14 protein-coding genes are annotated in these 17978 nt (G+C 60.1%); 6 read left to right on the plus strand and 8 right to left on the minus strand.

Annotated features, from left to right (window positions below; genetic code table 11):
• Positions 1-19: 19 nt before the first annotated feature.
• The 4 genes from HMPREF3148_RS11735 (at position 20) to HMPREF3148_RS11750 (ending at position 6301) form a co-directional block, all read left to right on the plus strand.
• On the plus strand, positions 20-1582 hold the full coding sequence (locus tag HMPREF3148_RS11735) for a hypothetical protein (RefSeq protein WP_141741095.1): 1563 nt from the start codon (positions 20-22) through the stop codon (positions 1580-1582).
• Complete coding sequence (locus HMPREF3148_RS11740; RefSeq protein WP_049151351.1) at positions 1572-2762, plus strand: MFS transporter; 1191 nt, start codon at positions 1572-1574, stop codon at positions 2760-2762. Before HMPREF3148_RS11735 ends, HMPREF3148_RS11740 begins: the two co-directional genes overlap by 11 nt.
• Positions 2763-2826: 64 nt before the next feature.
• Positions 2827-5181, plus strand: coding sequence for an ATP-grasp domain-containing protein (locus HMPREF3148_RS13385; protein WP_049151352.1), 2355 nt, complete (start codon positions 2827-2829; stop codon positions 5179-5181).
• Positions 5182-5242: 61 nt separating this feature from the next.
• On the plus strand, positions 5243-6301 hold the full coding sequence (locus tag HMPREF3148_RS11750) for an ATP-grasp domain-containing protein (RefSeq protein WP_205701325.1): 1059 nt from the start codon (positions 5243-5245) through the stop codon (positions 6299-6301).
• Here the strand turns inward: HMPREF3148_RS11750 and HMPREF3148_RS11755 are convergent.
• From HMPREF3148_RS11755 to trmB, 5 genes are read right to left on the minus strand one after another with little or no spacing between them, the layout of a single operon-like run.
• Positions 6298-6645, minus strand: coding sequence for a DUF3054 domain-containing protein (locus tag HMPREF3148_RS11755; protein ID WP_005529505.1), 348 nt, complete (start codon positions 6643-6645; stop codon positions 6298-6300). The two genes, HMPREF3148_RS11750 and HMPREF3148_RS11755, sit on opposite strands and share 4 nt — an antisense overlap.
• The gene (locus HMPREF3148_RS11760) at positions 6646-7656 is read right to left on the minus strand and encodes a lysylphosphatidylglycerol synthase transmembrane domain-containing protein (protein ID WP_049151354.1); all 1011 of its coding nucleotides are present in this window, start codon (positions 7654-7656) and stop codon (positions 6646-6648) included.
• The gene (locus tag HMPREF3148_RS11765) at positions 7653-9950 is read right to left on the minus strand and encodes an MMPL family transporter (protein ID WP_070509198.1); all 2298 of its coding nucleotides are present in this window, start codon (positions 9948-9950) and stop codon (positions 7653-7655) included. Before HMPREF3148_RS11765 ends, HMPREF3148_RS11760 begins: the two co-directional genes overlap by 4 nt.
• A 7-nt stretch (positions 9951-9957) precedes the next feature.
• Entirely contained in the window at positions 9958-10554 is a 597-nt protein-coding gene (locus HMPREF3148_RS11770) for an NYN domain-containing protein (RefSeq protein ID WP_005529510.1), read from the minus strand.
• The gene (gene trmB, locus HMPREF3148_RS11775; RefSeq protein WP_049151356.1) at positions 10554-11330 is read right to left on the minus strand and encodes a tRNA (guanosine(46)-N7)-methyltransferase TrmB; all 777 of its coding nucleotides are present in this window, start codon (positions 11328-11330) and stop codon (positions 10554-10556) included. Before trmB ends, HMPREF3148_RS11770 begins: the two co-directional genes overlap by 1 nt.
• A 406-nt stretch (positions 11331-11736) precedes the next feature.
• Here trmB and HMPREF3148_RS11780 point away from each other — a divergent pair, with 406 nt between their 5' ends.
• Positions 11737-13554, plus strand: a complete 1818-nt coding sequence (locus HMPREF3148_RS11780; protein ID WP_049151357.1) for a phosphoenolpyruvate carboxykinase (GTP) — start codon at positions 11737-11739, stop codon at positions 13552-13554.
• Between the two features lie 70 nt (positions 13555-13624).
• On the opposite strand, the gene HMPREF3148_RS11785 is transcribed toward HMPREF3148_RS11780, so the two are convergent.
• Positions 13625-14365 carry a class I SAM-dependent methyltransferase gene (locus tag HMPREF3148_RS11785; RefSeq protein ID WP_049062263.1) on the minus strand — a complete coding sequence of 247 codons (741 nt, stop codon included), beginning with the start codon at positions 14363-14365 and terminating at the stop codon, positions 13625-13627.
• Positions 14366-14389: 24 nt separating this feature from the next.
• Here HMPREF3148_RS11785 and HMPREF3148_RS11790 point away from each other — a divergent pair, with 24 nt between their 5' ends.
• Positions 14390-15487 carry a glycosyltransferase family 4 protein gene (locus HMPREF3148_RS11790; protein ID WP_049151358.1) on the plus strand — a complete coding sequence of 366 codons (1098 nt, stop codon included), beginning with the start codon at positions 14390-14392 and terminating at the stop codon, positions 15485-15487.
• Here HMPREF3148_RS11790 and HMPREF3148_RS11795 read toward each other — a convergent pair.
• A complete protein-coding gene (locus HMPREF3148_RS11795; protein WP_100622351.1) occupies positions 15414-16883 on the minus strand; it encodes an MmpA family trehalose lipid delivery protein in 1470 nt (489 codons plus the stop codon). The genes HMPREF3148_RS11790 and HMPREF3148_RS11795 overlap by 74 nt on opposite strands.
• A complete protein-coding gene (locus tag HMPREF3148_RS11800) occupies positions 16870-17964 on the minus strand; it encodes a PorA family protein (protein ID WP_236081448.1) in 1095 nt (364 codons plus the stop codon). The genes HMPREF3148_RS11795 and HMPREF3148_RS11800 overlap by 14 nt, the downstream gene beginning before the upstream one ends.
• Positions 17965-17978: the final 14 nt, after the last annotated feature.

The following is a 17978-nucleotide window of genomic DNA, read 5'->3' on the forward strand; positions in this document are numbered from 1 at the left end:
TGGAAAAAGGTAGAGCAACGTGAAAACGAATTTTAGCCGGCTTCCAAGCCGAAAAGGCGTGCAAGCCGGCGCATCAGAGCCGAACTGTTTGGACGTTGAGTCGAAGTTTCATTCACTCTGGTCTGCAATGGAACGTCAAGTAGGGGAAGGAATCGAGGTTTCTCGCTGGATAGACAAATTGCTTTCGTTTGATGGACGTTTGACCGGAAGTGAGGCGTTGATCAGTCTTTCCCCGCGTGAGAAAGTCTTACGACGATTGCTTCGCGATTCTGATTGGAACCCTTGTGGTGAAAAAGACGATCAGGTCGCGCTACGAATCTCCCTTCTTGTGCATGGAAAGATCAAGCTAGAGGTTTTCCCAACTGAGGAGAAGGTAGATTGCCTCCGTGAGGATGAAATCGGTTATCGAACTGTATTTTGCCCTGACCTGTCCCAAGCGGTTGAACGTGAATTAGAGAGCTGTCAGAGCAGTTCGATTTCCATTAGTCGTCGCGTATCGCTTGTGATCAAGGAATATCATCAACGAGGAGAGCTCGCCCGAAGGGTTCGAAGTGTGAATCAAGCGCTCCGGGAAATTCCTCCGGTTTGTTGCTATTGGAATGGCGAAGCTGTTCAGAATTTCAGGGAGCCTAGGTCTCTGCCGAGTCAGCAAGACTGCTCAGCTCATGTTTTAGACTTTACTGAAGAGGAGGTCCTAGGCCCGGTTACTGCACGAGTCCTGTATTTTTTCTGGGCCTGTGAGCTCTTGAAAGCTGGCGGTCCGAATTCGCTCGAAACTCTCAACGGTCAAGATCTTGGGAGTGTAACGAAGCGTCGGCTTCCGCAAGGTTTAGAAAATGAGAAGTGTCGACGGATCGAGGGCGTTACCCGTCGCAAGATTGTATCGGAAGTGGACATTACTAACTCTGCCGAGGGAGACACGAACCCCTCGAAGCTCTGCGAGGACCGAGAGTACACGCTCGCAGGTTTTGTCGAGCTGGCCTCTGAAACTATTGAACAGATAAAGTTTCAGACGCGAAGCGACGTTGTTATGACCAGGGGATTTCGGGAGATCGGGGCGCTAAGGAAGGCTCTTGATGAGGGGACGATTGAAGAGCTTTCCCGCTTTGACATGTACTCACATTACTGTTGGGTACTAGGCGGGGATCGGCATGCTGAGGACGAGCTACACGCAATTTCGTCTCGAATGCGATACAACTCGTGGCATCTTCAGCCTTGGGGAAACACTTCGCCGGCGGAAATGTGTCCAATGAGGTATCACCCAGCTACTCTGCCAGATATTTCGTCTAACCTGGACTTTCACCATACTGGACACATTCGATACTCCGTAGGGCATGCGATTCGAGCCCCCTATTCTCTGAGCCATGGAGGAGAACAGCTTCTTGGTTTCGGTGATATTAGAGCAATGCGACAATCCGGAGAGCGCTATACCGATGAGGACCTCATGAATTGTGTCACGGCTTCGCGCCGAATGGGGGAATACCTCAGTGCACTGTTGGAACAATCATCTGTGACTGAGTTTTCGGCTGAAAGTTGTCGTTTTCCTGAATCCTTGGGCGATCGGATAGCAAATGGTTGTTGACGCACGTGTGACGCGGCTGGCTCGATATAGTTTTGTGTTTGACTATTTTCTGTCGCATCTCGGCTACTTCGCTGTGATGCCGATTCTGGCGCTCTGGCTTCCCGATAAGGTTTCTCCGTTCATCGCTGGTTGTGCGATGGCTGCCTTTGGCATTTCGGTAAGAGCATCAACCTTGGTGATGGGGAGACTCCTACGGTTGCTCCCCTTCGCTGCGGCCATGCAGATTGGTCTAGTTGCCGCGTCAGTTTCTTTCTTTGTTATCGGATTGCAGCCTAATGTGGCGATACTCGTCGTTGCCTTGCTCTTGGCTGGAGCAGGAATAAACATGAATGGATCGAGTATTCGGCACTACCTTGTTGAATCTGAAGCATCTGAGACGACTAAGTTAGAGATTTTTGGATCGATCAATATTGCGGTGAACGTCTCGGCAGCGGTCGGGCCAGTCATCGGCAATGTCTTGTTCTCAGCGGCGTCGAATGTGATCTTTTTTTATACCGCTGCGTGCTACTTGGCCGCTGCAGTTGTACCGGCGTTGACGTTGTCATACAAGCTAAGACCTCGGAAAGCTGACGTCCGGGGTTCCTTTGCTCGTAGGGTAATTCAGCCCCTAGGCAAGGCACCTGTGCGTTGGGTTGTTCTCGGCGTGGTGGTTGGGTACATGCTTTATAGTCAGCTCTTTTCTTCCATAGCGGTAGCAGTCAGTGCGCATTACACGTCGCCGGTCATCCGAGGAGCGGTATTTGCGGTAAATGCCCTTTCGGTGGTACTGCTTCAGCCTCTGGGTACGCGATTGATTAAGAAAGCACGAGATAGCGGACTATCGAATCAGACGTTGGTGCTGGTTTCTCCTTTAGTTTTTGTAATTGCCCTGGTCGCGGTGAAAATTAATCCATTTCTTGGGATCATCATTTTTTCTTTCGCGGAGACTCTTTTTATTCCGCTAGTGGATGCAGCGCTTCTTTCGTTACCAATGACGGGTTCTTTAGAAGCGGTTCAGGCGCGACAGTTAGTGGTTGCCACTGGAGAAGGAATCGGTCTTGGGCTTGGTGTCATCGTTGCTCCTCAATGGATCGCGTTGTCTGCTGCCGTGCTTATTGTCTGCTGCTTTGTTGTGCGCTTAATGAGTGGAGAACATGACGCTAAACAATGCGACAAGGGTCCATCCTCGGCTAAGCATTGAGAGCGCGGCTATTGACACTGAAACTGACAAACCAACAAACAGATCAATGAAAAAGGCGATGAATATGAAATTGAACGAACGCTTTGCAGATGGTTCCGGCAGTTCTCCTCGAACGCTGACGCTAGCGATGTTTGGCTATAATCACGAGGCACTTTGCGCTCTTGCCGAGGCAGACACAGAATTCTGCGTCATCGTGGTGGAGGAGCGTTCACTGTATGAAAAGAAGGGACTCGAAAAGCGATCTGCTGATCCTCGAATTCGATCTGTTCTTTCGCGGTGGGAGTGGTGCGAGTATCAGAACAACTCTGATGCAGCTGTTGAATGCATCCGTGAGCTTTTAAAGGATACGCATATCGATGGCATCGTGCCGGGCTTGGAGTATGCCGTAGGTGCTGCCAATGCTGCAGCTCGCGCCGTCGGCCTGCCGCATGCAGGGGAAGATGCTCCCTTACGAGATAAAATTGCGTTCCGCCGCTGTGTGGGCGGAGTTCAATGGACTGAGGTTAAGAGCGAAAGCGACATCTTCGAGCCTCCCTGTGTGATTAAGCCAGCGAACCGTCAAGCCTCACTTGGTGTCTCAATCATTCGTTCATCAGAAGAAATTTCGTCGGCGTGGACTCATACGTCGACCGCACGCGAACCTCGCCAGGAAGCGGGCCGACCATGGGATACTCGCTACATTTGCGAGAGCTTGATAGAGGGAGATGAGACGTCGGCCGAATGCCTCGTAGTCGATGGTGATGTGGTGTTTCTGAACATTACGAGCAAAGAGACTAGCGGTGCCGTGGAATTAGGACACGAAGTAGGACAGCACAATCCTGGGGTGGAGGAGGCCATGCGGGACTTGGTGTCGAAATTGGGGGTGCAGACCGCTCTACTGCATGCCGAATTCAAGGGCACCACACCCATCGAATGCGCAGGCCGCCCACCAGGCGACCGAATCATGCTTCTCATTGGTCGGGCGTGGGGAGTAAATCTCTATGAGCAGTGGGCACGTGCTATGTGCCAATATGCGGTTTCAGTGCCACAACAACCTAGTTCTTCAGCAGCTATTCGCTTCATTCATGCGCCGCGGGGTTTGGTACGGAGCATTGAAGATCCAACGGGACATGGCGTTATCACAGTTGAACCGAATACCTGGGTCTCCGAACTAGCATGTTCGTGGGACAGAGTAGGTTTCGTGGAAGCTGATACGCATGCGGACGCAGTTCGCCGTGCATCGCAGGTTCGTTTCAAGATGGCCAACGATGTAGTTCTCTATCTCAACCACCGGAGGACTGCAGCGGAATGGACACCAGCGTTCGAAGCATCTGATGGTGCGGTGCTTCTCACTGACAAGGAAGTTCGACCTGCCGGCATCGTAGAGACAGTGCAGCTCGATACCAATGACCAAGATGCTGTCACTGCAACAGTGGATGAATTGTCATCCCGCTACGACATCCGTGGAGTTGTCACTTTCAGCGACCGTGATGTAGAGACGGTGTCCTTGCTTGCCGATAAACTCGGCCTTCCTGCACCATCGCAGGCCGCTGCTCTGAAGGCACGGAACAAATTTGAGATGCGAAAGGCCGTGCAAAGTATCGCACCGCATATGGTTCCTTCCTTTTCGTTTATTGAGCCGGGGGATAATGCACAATCGGTAATGGAGGGTGCAGGAATCACGGTCCCGTGTGTGGTTAAGCCAGTGGATGCTTCTGGATCTCGAGGGTTTTCCCTGTGCCATACGGCGGACGAAGTCTCGGCTGCGGTGTCCCGATGGGGCGGACCGATGGTAGTGGAGGAGTTACTGACCGGAAGTGAACACAGCGCTGAGGGATATGTGTACGAGGGGGACGTTCATCTCATAGGCGTGACAGATAAAACGACTACAGCTAAGTTTCGATTGGAAATTGGGCAGGTTTTTCCATCGGCCGTAGAGGGCATTCAGGATGCGGTGAAGCCGCTTCTACAAGCGACAATCAAAGCCCTCGGAATCAATAATTGTGCGTTCCATATGGAATTCTTCTTTGATGCTAGAACATCAACAGTTAAGTTGGTCGAGATTGCTGCTCGACCAGGTGGAGACTACATTGCCTCCCACTTGGTACCGCAGGTAACCGGTGTATCCTTCGCTCGTGATTTGGTACGCATTGCAACGGGGCAAAGACCTTCATTTGCAGTGCCCCGTGATGGCTATGTGGCGGCAACATTCAAGCTACATACTGATAAAGAGGGAGTACTTAAATCTATGGGTCAGCTTCCTACTGCTCCTATCGTCGTAGAATCCCAACAACACGTGCATGTCGGCGATGTGATTACGCAACCCCCTGCCGACACATTGAGTTCAATCCTTGCGGAAGTTGTAGTAGTCGCGGCGTCTCGGAGAGAGATTGAAGCTTTTGAATCGAGACTTCGGGAAGTGGAGGTCGTCGTTGAATAAGCAACGAATAGGCTTGGTCGGCGCATTCCCTCGGATGCCGCACGGTCATCATCAGCTAGGCATGCTTCGAGATGCCGCTGCTCGCCAAGGCGTAGAGCTCATCGAATTAGACGGGAAGAACCTCGACGAGGCGCTCGCTCGGAAGGAATCAACTGGATACAGTGACTGTGAAGGCTACGTATGCTTCCGCGAAGACTACACATATCAGACCGCTCTTCTCGACGATTCTGGTAACGCTCCAGAGGACGTAGCTAGATTGAAGCGGAAGGATGAGGCTCGTCAATGCTTGCGCGATGCTGGTTTCGAACAACCGGCGACGGCAGAGGAACCGCGAGATATACCAGGTCCTTGGGTCGTGAAGCCCCGCAGCGGATCAGGTAGTGCTGGAGTGAGTGTTCACACTGATCTCGAGAGTGCGAGGAAGGCGCTCCGAACACTGTCGGACGGCTTCGTCGAAACATTCGTCCAAGGCACTGAGTTTTCAGCGGAGGGATACTTCTACGCCTCCGAACCTGTCGTAGTCGGTATCACTGATAAGAGGCTTGAGGGCGTGGTGGAAATCGGCCACCGTTACCCTAGCGTCCTTCTCTCCGATCATGAAGAAGAGATAGCCGCATCTGTCATTTCTGCCCTAAACACATGGGGACTGAACGCGGGGCTCTTTCATGTCGAGGGCTGGTGGGTGGACGGCCAGGGGGTGGTTCTAGGTGAAGGGCATGTGCGCCCAGGCGGCGACTTCATTCACCTACTTGTCAGTTCTGTACATGGTGCAAACATTTTTGATCCTCTCATTGCAGATGCTTTGCGCCAGCACGGTAGAAAAAACGCTCTTAACGATGGATTTGTCTTTCCTCAACGGCGCGATGGTCACAGTAGCGCTGTTCGCTATATCCAAGTCCCTCCCGGAACTATCACAGCCGTTAGTGGGGTCGAAGAAGCGCTATCGGAGCCAGGAATTCTTGCTGGCTATTGCACAGCGGAACCTGGTGTAAGGGTGGAGACTGCGAGTTCTTCAACAGAGCGACTTGGTTGCCTCGTAGCGCATGCCTGCGGTGGAGAAGATCCGGAAGATATTCTGGATCGCGCAATGGGTAAGTTGCGGATTACCGTGAGCAATTAGGCACGCGAGCGGGACGCAAAGGCCGCGATGGCGCGCCAGCCAAAGAAGAATAGCGCGGACATCACGGTGGCCACGATGAGGAAGGACCAGTGCGGCAGACGCCCGTTGACCAGCATCCACAAAGCCATGCCGCCGATGACGGCGCTCAGCCACACCACGGCGCCCTCCTTCCACAGGCCGCTTAGCTTCGTGGCCATGATGATGACCCAGCCCACGAGCGCGCCCACGGTCCACGGCCAGAAGGCATCAACCCAGGAGCTAAAGCTCAGGCCACCATGCGCCAGGCGGGCGAGGATGGCGAAGAAGGCGAGAGCGAGGATGTCGATAAGCGGGGCAACGCGCATTTAGGATTCCTTCCGGTTCAACGCCGCGTAAGAAAAGCCATCGCGGGCGTAGTGAGCGAAGTAGATGACCCATCCAATGATAGTGATGAGCGCAAAAGAAATAAGCCGGTAGATGATGGCCGCGGAGGTGGCGTGCACCACGGTCAGGCCTGTCGCCACCAGAGGGGTGATGAGCGCGGCCTCCACCGTGCCCAGACCACCCGGGGTGACCTGCGCGGAGCCAGCCAGCTTCGCGGCGAGGAAGGCCAGTGCAACGCCGGCCAGGGTGGTGTCATCAGCACCCGCGCGCAGCCACGGAATCTCCCCGGTCACCGCCCACACGGAAGCCCATAGCGCGGCCATATCGGCCAGGCGGTGCACCAGAGACGCACCAGCAACCACAGCAAAGGGGCCGCGCGAAAGGTGGACCTCGCCGAGGTTGCGGACCTCCTGAATCGCGCGGTCCCGCTTCGGGCCGGGCCGTAGCTTGCGCAGCCAGCCCTCGAGGGTCACCGGGTGCGAGGTCAGCCAGAAGATGCCGCCGAGTGCCGCGAGCATGAGCACAACCGTGGTGATCAGCGATCCCAAGGCCATATCGGCATTGAGGAAAAACACCCCGCCGAGCCCAATGAGCGCGAGGAACATCGAGCTAACAATCGAGGACAAGAACAGGAAGTAGCTGCACAGCGCCACCGACGCGCCCCAGCGGCGCTGCACCTGAAAAGTGAGCACTGCGGAAAAGGCGGGGCCGGCGGGCAGGGTAGTGGACCACGCGTTGGAGGCCAGAGTAATGGCGTAGGTTTCACGCAATGGGACCTTGACGCCGCCGGCGCCGATGAGCCGCTTCATTACCTCCGCCATGCCCGCGATGGACAGCAGCGCGAAGAACACCACCAGCACCACGGGGAAAGGTTTGGCGTGGCGCAGACGGCGCAATCCCTCGGAGATGAAGTCCAGCTGGTCGCGGAAGAACCACGCCAGCGCGGCCAGAATCAGCAGGGAGATTATCCAGGTCAGCCAGTTCTTCTTCATCGACCATCCGTGGAATTGAGGCGCTTGACCAGCTCGGAGAAGGGGATGAGCTCCTCGTCAGTATCGGCACTGCGGTCCCCGCGTACGGCGGCTTCGTTCGCCGTGCTTGGCGACGCCCCCTCCTCCGCGAGTACCTGGCTGGCCGCGGGTGCTGGGGCCGGGGCTGCAGCCACAGCAGGATGCTGCGCAGCGACGGGCTCGGGGGAGTCGCCGACCAGGCGGTGGGTCAGGCGGGTGAGGAAGCGCGGGGCCCACCAGTTGTCCTCGCGCAGCAGGTGCATGACGGCGGGAACGAGCAGCATGCGGACAATGGTGGCGTCGAAAGCCAAGGCGAAAATCATGCCGAACGCGATGTACTTCATCATCACGATGTCGGAGAAGCCGAAGGCACCCGCCACCACAATCATGATGAGCGCCGCCGCAGTGATGATGCCGCCGGTGTGTGCGGTACCGCTGGCGATGGCATGATCCGTGGACTGCCCCGCGCGCCGGGCCTCGACCATGCGCGAGACCAGGAAGACCTCGTAGTCCGTCGAGAGGCCGAAGACGATGGCGATAATCAGCACCAGAATTGGGCTCATGAGCGGACCTGCGGTGAAGTTGAGGGCGTCGGAACCGAAGCCGTCGACAAACATGAGCGTGAGGATGCCCAACGTGGCGCCGAGGGAAAGTAGCGTCATCAAGATGGCCTTAAGCGGCAAGATAAACGAGCCGAATACCAGCGACATCAGCAGGAACGTCGCTACCATCACGTACAGCGCCATCCAGGGCAGCTTGTGGAAGAGCGCGTCCAAAGACTCCACCTCCATCGCCGGCGTGCCACCGACGTAGAGCTCAACGCCCTCCGGCGCCTCAATCTGCTCCAGCTCGTGCACGATGCGGGCGTAGTCGTCGCGGTCCTCGATACCTGCGGCCAGGACGGTGGTGCCGTCCTTAGTCGGCGTGGTCGGGCCCATGGGCTTGGTGAGGCCGTCGAGCTGCCGCACTTGCATGACGACGTCGACAAGCTGCGCGTTCGTCGCATTCGTCACCACGAGCTTGACTGGCTCCGTGCGGAAGGAGGGGAACTCCTCGTTGAACTTGTCCTGCGCCATGCGGGTCTCGTGCGTGGGCGGCAGGTAGGTCTCGTTGATGCCGCCGAACTTCACGCCGAGGACCGGCAGTGTGAGCGCGATGAGCAGGGCGCAGATGCATACGGTCATCAGCTTCGCGTGGCGCATGGCCCAGCGTGGCAGCTTGTACCAGAAGGTGTCCTCGATGCGGCGCGCACGGCGAGAGGTCTTGCGCACGGAGAACTTGTCGATGTTCTTGCCCAGCAGGCCAAACAGTGAAGGCAGCACGGTCACCGAAAGCAGCGCCGCGAGGCCGACCGCAGAGATGGAGCCGTAGGCCACGGACTTTAGAAACGCCTGCGGGAAGAGGAACAACCCAGACAGAGCCACGGCGACCATACCCGCGGAGAAGACCACGGTCTGGCCCGCGGTGGCGGTGGTGGTAGCCACGGCGTCGCGGACATCGCGGCCTTTGTCGAGCTCCTCGCGGAACCGGGAGACCATGAACAGGCCGTAGTCGATGGCCAAGCCCAAGCCGAGGAGCGTGACGACGGCCTGCGCAAAGACGTTGACCTGCTGGAAGCCGGCGAGGACGGACAGGATGCCCAGGGAACCGAGGATGGACAGGCCGCCGACGACAAGCGGCATAAACGCCGCCACGACAGAGCCGAAGACGAAGAGCAGCAGCAAGCCCACGAGGGGCAGGGCGGCCTTTTCGGCGCGGGAGATGTCGTTGGCCATGCCTTCGTCGAGGGCGTCCGCCACGGCGGTGGCGCCGCCTACTTCGAGGGGGACGTCGGTGGCAGTGAGGTCGTCCTCGATGGCGCGGAAGTCTTTGAGGGTCTGCTCGCCGTCGCCCTTGAGGCTGATGGCGGCGAACGCCGTGGTGTGGTCGCGGTTGACCAGGTTGGGGTTCTTGGTATCGAAGTAGCTGGTGATGCTCTCGATTTCCTGCGGGTGGTTGGCCTTGAGCTCGGCGAGGTGCGCCTTGGCGGCGTCGAAGTTCTTGTCGGGATCAGCAAAGAGCAAGACGACGTCGCCCGAATTGTCACGGCCGAACGTTTCTTGCTCGATTTTCGCCGCGCTTGTCGACGCCGCACCCGGGTCCTCCCAGCCCTCCTGGCTCATGCGCTCGCCTAGGCGGGTGCCGAAGCCGAAGAAGAGCAGCAGGATAAGTCCCACGATGACGAGTGGGACGACCTTGCGGTGGGCGTAGGAAAAACGGCCCCAAGCATAGAACATGGTTCTCCTAACGCTGTTTGAGCAGGGCGGTGAGTGGGCGGAATGGCTGCAGCCAGGCGCCGCCTTCGGGCAGATTGTCCAGGTTGATGCGCGGCAGCGGCTCGCGGAAGACGCCCTCGATGTCCTCGAGGTCGACGAACTCGATGTCTTCGTGGGTCACGGCCCAGGAGGCGTGCTCGTGGAAGCCGAGGACGCACACCGGCTTGCCTTCGGCGGCGAGTTCCTCGAGGAGGGACTGGAAGTTCTGGCCGTCGGCGGAGGCGACGATCACGCTGTCGAGGTTGTCGCGGTTTTCCTGAATGTAGGCGATCATGTCGGGATCGACGTCGTCGTCCTCGTGCAGCTTGGGCTTGGCAAAGACCGCGAAGCCCACGTTGCGGATGGCCTCGACCCAGGGGCGGATGACATCAGCGCCACCAGGGGTGACGTTGGTGAAGACCGCGGCCTCTGGGCGGGCGTCGTTTTGCAGGGCGATTTCTACGAGCCAGCGGCCGATGGCGTCGAAACGCGGGCGATGCGCCGCAGTGGGGCGGCCGCCCAGAATGGCGCCGAGCCCCATGTCCATGTTGGGGGCGTCCCAAACAAGCAGATAAGAGCCGGCCATTATTTCTTCTCCCACAGGTACTCGGTGATGACGTGGTCTTTTTCGAGGCCTTTGCCCTCGAACTTGGTGATGAGCTGGCGGTCGGTCAGCTGCGGGCATTCGGGCCAGGGCCAGCCCTTGAACTCGAGGCTGGGCTCGACGTCGACAAGCTCTGTGATCCACTCGGCGTAACCGGCGTGATCGGTGGATACGTGCAGGACGCCGCCCTTCTTCAGGCGGGAGGCGAAGAGGTTGAGCGTGCCGGACTGGATGATGCGCCGCTTGTGGTGGCGGGCCTTGGGCCAGGGATCCGGGAAGAAGACGCGGATGCCATCGAGGGACTCTGGTGCGAACATGCGGACCATGACCTCGATGCCGTCGCCGCGGATCATGCGGATGTTGTCGATGTCGTTGCGCACAACGGAACCCAGTAGCTTGGCCAGGCCAGGTTTGTAGAGCTCAACGGCGATGATGTTGGTGTCCTGTTCTTTCGGCGCCATCGCGGCGGTGGAGGTGCCGGTGCCGGAGCCAATCTCAACAATGGTTTTGGCGCCGCTGCGGCCGAACCATTCGTCGAGGTCGATGCGCTCGTCGGCGAGCATCTTGCCCAGGCGCGGCCAGTGCTCTTCGAAGAGGGCGTTCTGGTTGTCGGTGAGGGTGCCGCGGCGGAAGGTGACGTTGCCGAGGCGTGGGTAATCAAGATCGTTGCCGAATTCAGCGTTGAAGTCGGTCTGCAGCGGGCGGCCGTGTGGCATCTCGCCAGCTGGGGAGTTTTGAGGATTATCTGCAGTATTCATTGCCCATTATTGTTCCCTGTGTCTGGGTAACTAACAAAGTGCCGCGCCGCTAGGCCAGGGGGCATTCGTACGCATATTACGCACCGGATATAACCGGGTTGAGCTGCGAGGGGGTAAGTTCTTCCGTACAAAATAACGCGGTACTCGCGACATTTCAGCCCCATATTGGGGTGGGCAAAAGTCACATATGCTTAATGTCACACCGGCGTACGCTTGGTTAAGGTGTGGTGAACGGTGTGGATATAACCACATTGGCTTTGAATGCCAAAGTTTAGCGGTAATTCACACCGACGTGGGGTTAATCTTGAGGTGAATGACCCATGGGGGACGTGTGCTCTGACTGTGTGCAGCGCATGGCCCTTGGCGATATACAACCTCACGAACCGGACCACTAGGAGATTCTTAGATGACCGCCACCATTAAAGGCCTCGTTGGCGAGCTGCCAACGAGCAACGAAAAACTCATTTCTTGGATTAGCGAAAGTGTCGAACTATTCCAGCCGGAGCGAGTGGTCTTCGTCGACGGCTCCCAGGAAGAGGCAGAACGTCTCACAGCGGAGCTTGTGGAAAAGGGCACCCTCATCAAGCTGAACGAGGAAAAGCGTCCGAACTCTTACCTCGCTCGCTCTAACCCGTCTGACGTCGCACGTGTTGAGTCCCGCACCTTCATCTGCACGGAGACCGAGGAAGGCGCTGGCCCCACCAACAACTGGGCACCGCCGGCAGCCATGAAAGCAGAGATGACCGAGGCATTCCGCGGCTCCATGAAGGGCCGCACCATGTACGTGGTTCCTTTTTGCATGGGGCCTATCAACGATCCTGACCCGAAGCTGGGTGTCCAGCTCACTGACTCCGCGTACGTGGTCCTGTCCATGCGCATCATGACCCGTATGGGCGCACAGGCGCTGGAGAAGATTGGTGCTGAGGGCGATTTCGTCCACGCACTGCACTCCGTGGGTGCTCCACTGGAGCCGGGCCAGGAGGATGTGACTTGGCCGTGCAACGACACCAAGTACATCACCCAGTTCCCAGAGACCAAGGAAATCTGGTCCTACGGCTCTGGCTACGGCGGAAACGCCATCCTGGCCAAGAAGTGCTACGCGCTGCGCATCGCTTCTGTTATGGGTAAAGAAGAGGGCTGGATGGCTGAGCACATGCTCATCCTGAAGCTGACCAACCCGGAGGGCAAGAACTACCACGTTGCGGCGGCTTTCCCGTCTGCTTGTGGCAAGACCAACCTCGCCATGATCACCCCGACCATCCCGGGCTGGTCTGCGGAAGTTGTGGGTGACGACATCGCGTGGCTGCACCTGCGCGAGGACGGCCTTTACGCCGTGAACCCGGAGAACGGCTTCTTCGGCGTGGCGCCAGGCACCAACTACGATTCCAACCCGATCGCCATGAAGACCATGGAGCCGGGCAACACCCTGTTCACCAACGTCGCGCTGACCGACGACGGCGATGTCTGGTGGGAGGAGATGGGCGACGCTCCTGCGCACCTCATCGACTGGCACGGCAACGACTGGACCCCTGAATCCACCACAAAGGCTGCTCACCCGAACTCCCGCTACTGTGTCCCGATTTCTCAGTGCCCAACTGCCGCACCGGAGTTCGACGACTGGAAGGGTGTCAAGATCGACGCCATCTTGTTCGGCGGCCGCCGCGCGGACACCGTTCCGCTGGTCACCCAGGCATTCAGCTGGAATCACGGCACCATGATCGGCTCCCTTCTGGCTTCTGGCCAGACTGCAGCTGCCGAGGGCAAGGTTGGCGCACTGCGCCACGATCCAATGGCGATGCTGCCGTTCATCGGCTACAACGCTGGTGACTACCTGCAGCACTGGATCGACATGGGCGTCAAGGGCGGTGACCGCATGCCGTCCATCTTCCTGGTTAACTGGTTCCGCCGCGGCGAAGACGGCCGCTTCCTGTGGCCGGGCTTCGGCGAGAACTCCCGCGTCCTGAAGTGGATCGTGGACCGCATCGAAGGCAAGGTCGACGCCGTCGAGACTGTCGTGGGCAACACCGCTCGCGCTGAGGACATCGACATCGAGGGCCTGGACTTCGACATCGAGGATGTCCGCGAGGCGCTGGCCGTCAACGCCGCTGACTGGGCTGGCGATATGGAAGACAACGCCGAGTGGCTCAACTTCCTGGGCGGCCGCGTTCCGTCCGAGGTCTGGGATGAGTTCCGCGCACTGAAGTCGCGCGTCGAGAACGCCTAAGCCAAAACTTAGGGCCTTCCCGCCCACCATCATGGTGAAGCGGGGAGGCTCTTTTGCATGCGAGAGAACTCTAGGCGCGCAGCACGATGACGAGGTTCGAAGTTAAGAATTCGCGCAGCACAGGCACGCGCGTTACCCACCACGCCCAGCTGGGGTGGTAGCGCGGAAAGGTGAGCAAAGCGTCATGCGCGGTGGCCCAGTCGAGGCCCTGGCGCGCGGAGACGTCGAAAAGCGAGGTGCCAAAGACGTTCTTTGGCGGGTGCCCGTGGCGGCTGGTGTAGCGATCGCGGGCGAAGGCGCCGCCCACGTAGTGCTCCCACAGGCCCGTCTCGTGGCCGCCGAAAGGCCCCAGCCACACCGTATAGCTCAAGATCACCAGCCCACCGGGCCGGGTCACGCGCAGCATCTCTTCTCCCATATCCCATGGATGCGGGATATGCTCGGCCACGTTGGAGGAGTAGGTGACGTCGAAGGTGGAGTCGGCAAAGGGCAGCTGCGTGCCGTCGCCGCGCACCGCGTTGGCCAGCTGGATTCCCGCGGCCGACATCTCGCCCGCATCGGGCTCAATGCCAAAGTAGCGCGCCCCGCGCCCAGCGAAGGCCTCCGCGAAGTAGCCTGGCCCGCCGCCCACATCGAGCACGCGCGCCCCGGAAAGGGAGAGGCCGAGGTCGGTGCAGAGGGCGTCGACAAGCAGGGCGGTGTCGGAGGCCAGGCCGCCGTAGAAGATGTCAGGCCGGGTCTGTTCGAAGCGGAAGGAGCGCAGCAGCCGCCACGAACGCGCAAGCGTGGCCATGGCGCGGGTTTGTTTCATAACCCACTAGGCTAGTAGCTCGACATGAAAATTCTTTTACTGTGCTGGCGCGATTCCACCCACCCACAGGGCGGTGGCTCGGAGCGCTACCTCGAGCGAGTGGGTGAGTACCTGGCGGCGCAGGGCCACGAGGTGGTCTTTCGCACCGCCCGGCACATGAACGCCGCCAAGCGGGAGCGCCGGGCGGGCGTGCTCTACTCCCGCGGGGGAGCGAAGTTCAGCGTGTATCCGCGCGCGTGGCTGGCTATCCTCGCTGGCCGGCTGGGGTTGGGGGATCTGAAGGGCGTGGACGTCATCGTCGATACCCAAAACGGCATTCCGTTCTTCGCGCGCTTGGTCTCGCCAGCGCCGACGGTTCTGCTCACGCACCATTGCCACCGTGAGCAGTGGCCGGTTGCAGGCCTCCTGCTGGCGCGCTTGGGCTGGTTCCTTGAGTCGAAGGTGGCGCCGCGGGTCTACCGTAATAGCCCCTACGTGACGGTCTCGCGGGCCTCGAAGCACGACCTCGAGGACCTAGGCATCAGGGGCGCGCGCATCATCGAAAACGGTGTGGATCCGCTGCCCGCTCACGTGCCGACGCTGGAGCGCGAGACCGCAATTCACCTGGTCACGCTATCGCGGCTGGTGCCGCACAAGCAGATTGAGCATGCCATGGACACCGTGGCGCGCATGCCGGGCGCGGTCCTCGACGTCATCGGTTCCGGCTGGTGGGAGGCGCAATTGCGCGAGTATGCCGCGTGCATCGGGGTGGCCGAGCGGGTGCGCTTCCGCGGCCAGGTCACGGAGGATTACAAGCACGCTTTGCTCGCGCTTGCCGACGTCCATCTCATGCCCTCGCGCAAAGAAGGCTGGGGTTTGGCAGTGATGGAGGCCGCGCAGCACGGCGTTCCCACGGTGGGTTACACGTTTGGCTTGCGCGATAGCGTGGTCGCCGGGGAGACCGGCGTGCTCGTCGATACCGAGGACGAGTTCGCCCACGCCGTGCAGAAGCTGGTGGAAGACCCAGATGAGCGGCGTCGTTTGGGCGAGAATGCCCGGCAGCTGGCGGCTAGGTACTCGTGGGAGAAGACTGGCCAGGCTTTCGAGAAGCTGCTTGGCGAGCTAGTGGAAAAGCAGCGCTAGCAAGCAGGAGCCAGAGCGTGGTCAGAGCCCACGGCACCGCGGGGGCAGGCGCGGCGGTCTCGGCGACGATGCGGCTATCGACCACCACGGCTCCCACCCCGAGTTCCTCCAGGGCGTCCATATCGCGGCGCTGCCAGGCATCGTGGGCGGCGACGTAAGCCGGCTGGGCTTGGTCCACTACCACGCCATCGACGATGAGCTCGCCCGACTCGAGCTTGTTTAACGCCTTGGAATACGGGTCCACGGCCACGCCGCCACCGGGCAGGCTCACCAGCGAGGGGCGGTCGGGGAAGAAGGCGACGCGGCCGTCGAGGGCGTCGACAAGCTGCTGGTCCACCACGGGTTGTTCGGAGCGCGGGGCGAGCACGGCGAGGTCGCGCGGGGCGCCGGGGGCTTGCAGGAGGCAGGCGAGGAGCCCTACCGCGGCAGGCAGATTCGGCAGCGCCCCCAACCCCGCGACGTAGAGGGGGATGGCGAGAAGGGTGAGCTTGGAGGCGTCGCGAAGCAGGCCCGCGCCAGGAACGTGCGCGATAAACCACCCCAGCGCGCCGGGGAAGAGCCACGTCCCGCAGGCCAGGCCGAGGCCGAGGGCGGCGAGGAGGTAAAGGGGGCGCCGACAAGCATGCTCTAGGTGCCGGGACCCCATGAACGCCAAGGCCGCGACGGCTAGGCCCGCGAGCGCGAAGCGGGAGGCAGGCACGGCGTCGGCGCTCCAGATTCCGCCCAAGCCCAGCAGTGCGCCCCCGGTGCCCACGAAGCCTTCCGCGCGGGGAGCAAAAGCGGCGACCTGCGCGGCTGCGGAACCAGGTGCGGAGTTGTTGGACAGCGCTGGCACCAGCCACGGCAACCAGAGCAACACGCCCCCTGCGGCAATCCGGAAGCGGCCGGTGACCAGCGCAATCACCACCCCGAAGACCCCGCCCGTGGGAGTCAGCGAGGAGGCCCAGAGCGCGAGCCAGGAGACGGCGCGGCGTCGGTTAAGGCAGGCCCACGCCAGCACTGGCGCGAGCCACGCGGCTACCGCCAGCGACCACTGCCCCTGCAGAAGGCGCTCAAGAACGAAAGGATTGGCCACCGCACACGCCATCGCGGCAGCAGCCGCCAGCGGAGTGTGCGCCCACTTTGCTGCCCCCCACGCACTGGCCAAGGCGCTGGCCAGCACCAGAACACGCGCGAACCAATCGCCGCCCAGCAACGCCAAGACCCCATCTTGCGGTGCGTTGCGGGCAGGCAAGGTACCCAGCCCAAAGTTCGTGGCCGTCAGGCCCGGGTGGTGGAGCAACGCCATGTCACGCCACAGCAGCTCGCCCGGCACCAGGAAAGGCCAGCACACTGCGCCGACGAGCAGGAGACCCCACGCGACAAGGACGCGGCGGCTCCAGCTATGCGCGGTCACGGTGGCGGCGCATGTACAACGAGGCAGCATAGGCAAGCAAAACCACGCCGATAACCTTGCCGACCCACCCCACGATGCTCAGGATCTTCGCGCTTTCAATCGTGGTACGTACCGAATCGAGGCGCTCCTGCTTGGTGGCCTCGGACCACGACATGTCGGCCTGGAAGAGCGCGCGGTCTGCGGTGTCATTTTCTTCCACCATCTGGCGGGCTTGGTCGGCGTCGGTGGCGAGGAAGATCTTGATGTCCTCGTGCACGTCCAGGATGGTGCCGGTGGTGGGTTCAACCCATACGTCGCGCTTGACGGTGTAGAAGGGCTCGAGGATGACATGCTCGGTGGGGCTCAGCCCGAAGCGCTCGAGGGACTCCGGCTTAAACATCGCCTTCGCAGGGCCCGAGCGGCGCAGCTGCTCTAGGTTGTCCTGCTGCGCAAAGCTCAGCGAGTCCACCACTGAAACCGGGTCGATTTCCTGGTGGAAGGAGTACGTGGGGATGGTCTCCCGCTTCTCCGTGCCCGTGAAGTCGATGGGCGCGGCCGTCTGCGTCATCGGGTCGAAGTACGGGTAGCTGCGCTGTTCTGCCTTGGCAGGGAAGAAGTAGCTGATGCCGTCGCGCTCGAAGTCCATGGAAGAAGCACCCGTGCCCAGCGTCGTGATGTTGAACTGCTGGGAGCTATTTAATCCTGGGATGGGATAGGCAGATTCGCGGTTGAGCAGGGAACTCTCGTTGAACTCCGCGATGGTCTTACCGTCGGCCTCGACCTTGAGCGAAGAATTTGCGGAGGCCACGGCGTCGTCGTTAGTAGCGGAGGTGGTGGTGACGCGCTCGAGCGTGGTCACCCGGTCCTCGATATAACAATAAAGCGGAGCCTGCTCCGATTCGCAGGCCGGGTCGCCGTGGGGATCGGCAGGCTTCTCGTGGTGCAGCGCGCGCAGGATGTTCAGCGCGGGCCCGGTGGCGGGCTCGGTGGTGACCGTGAAATTAAGGTTGAGCGGCAGCGGACGGGCCTGATTCTTATACAGCGGCGGGAGGACGGATCCAAGTAGAAGGAAGACAGTCGCGGCGACGATCACCCTCGTCATCCGCGAGCTCCAAT

The organism is Corynebacterium sp. HMSC05D08 (assembly GCF_001807215.1).
In the GTDB taxonomy this organism is placed as follows: Bacteria; Actinomycetota; Actinomycetes; order Mycobacteriales; family Mycobacteriaceae; genus Corynebacterium; species Corynebacterium striatum.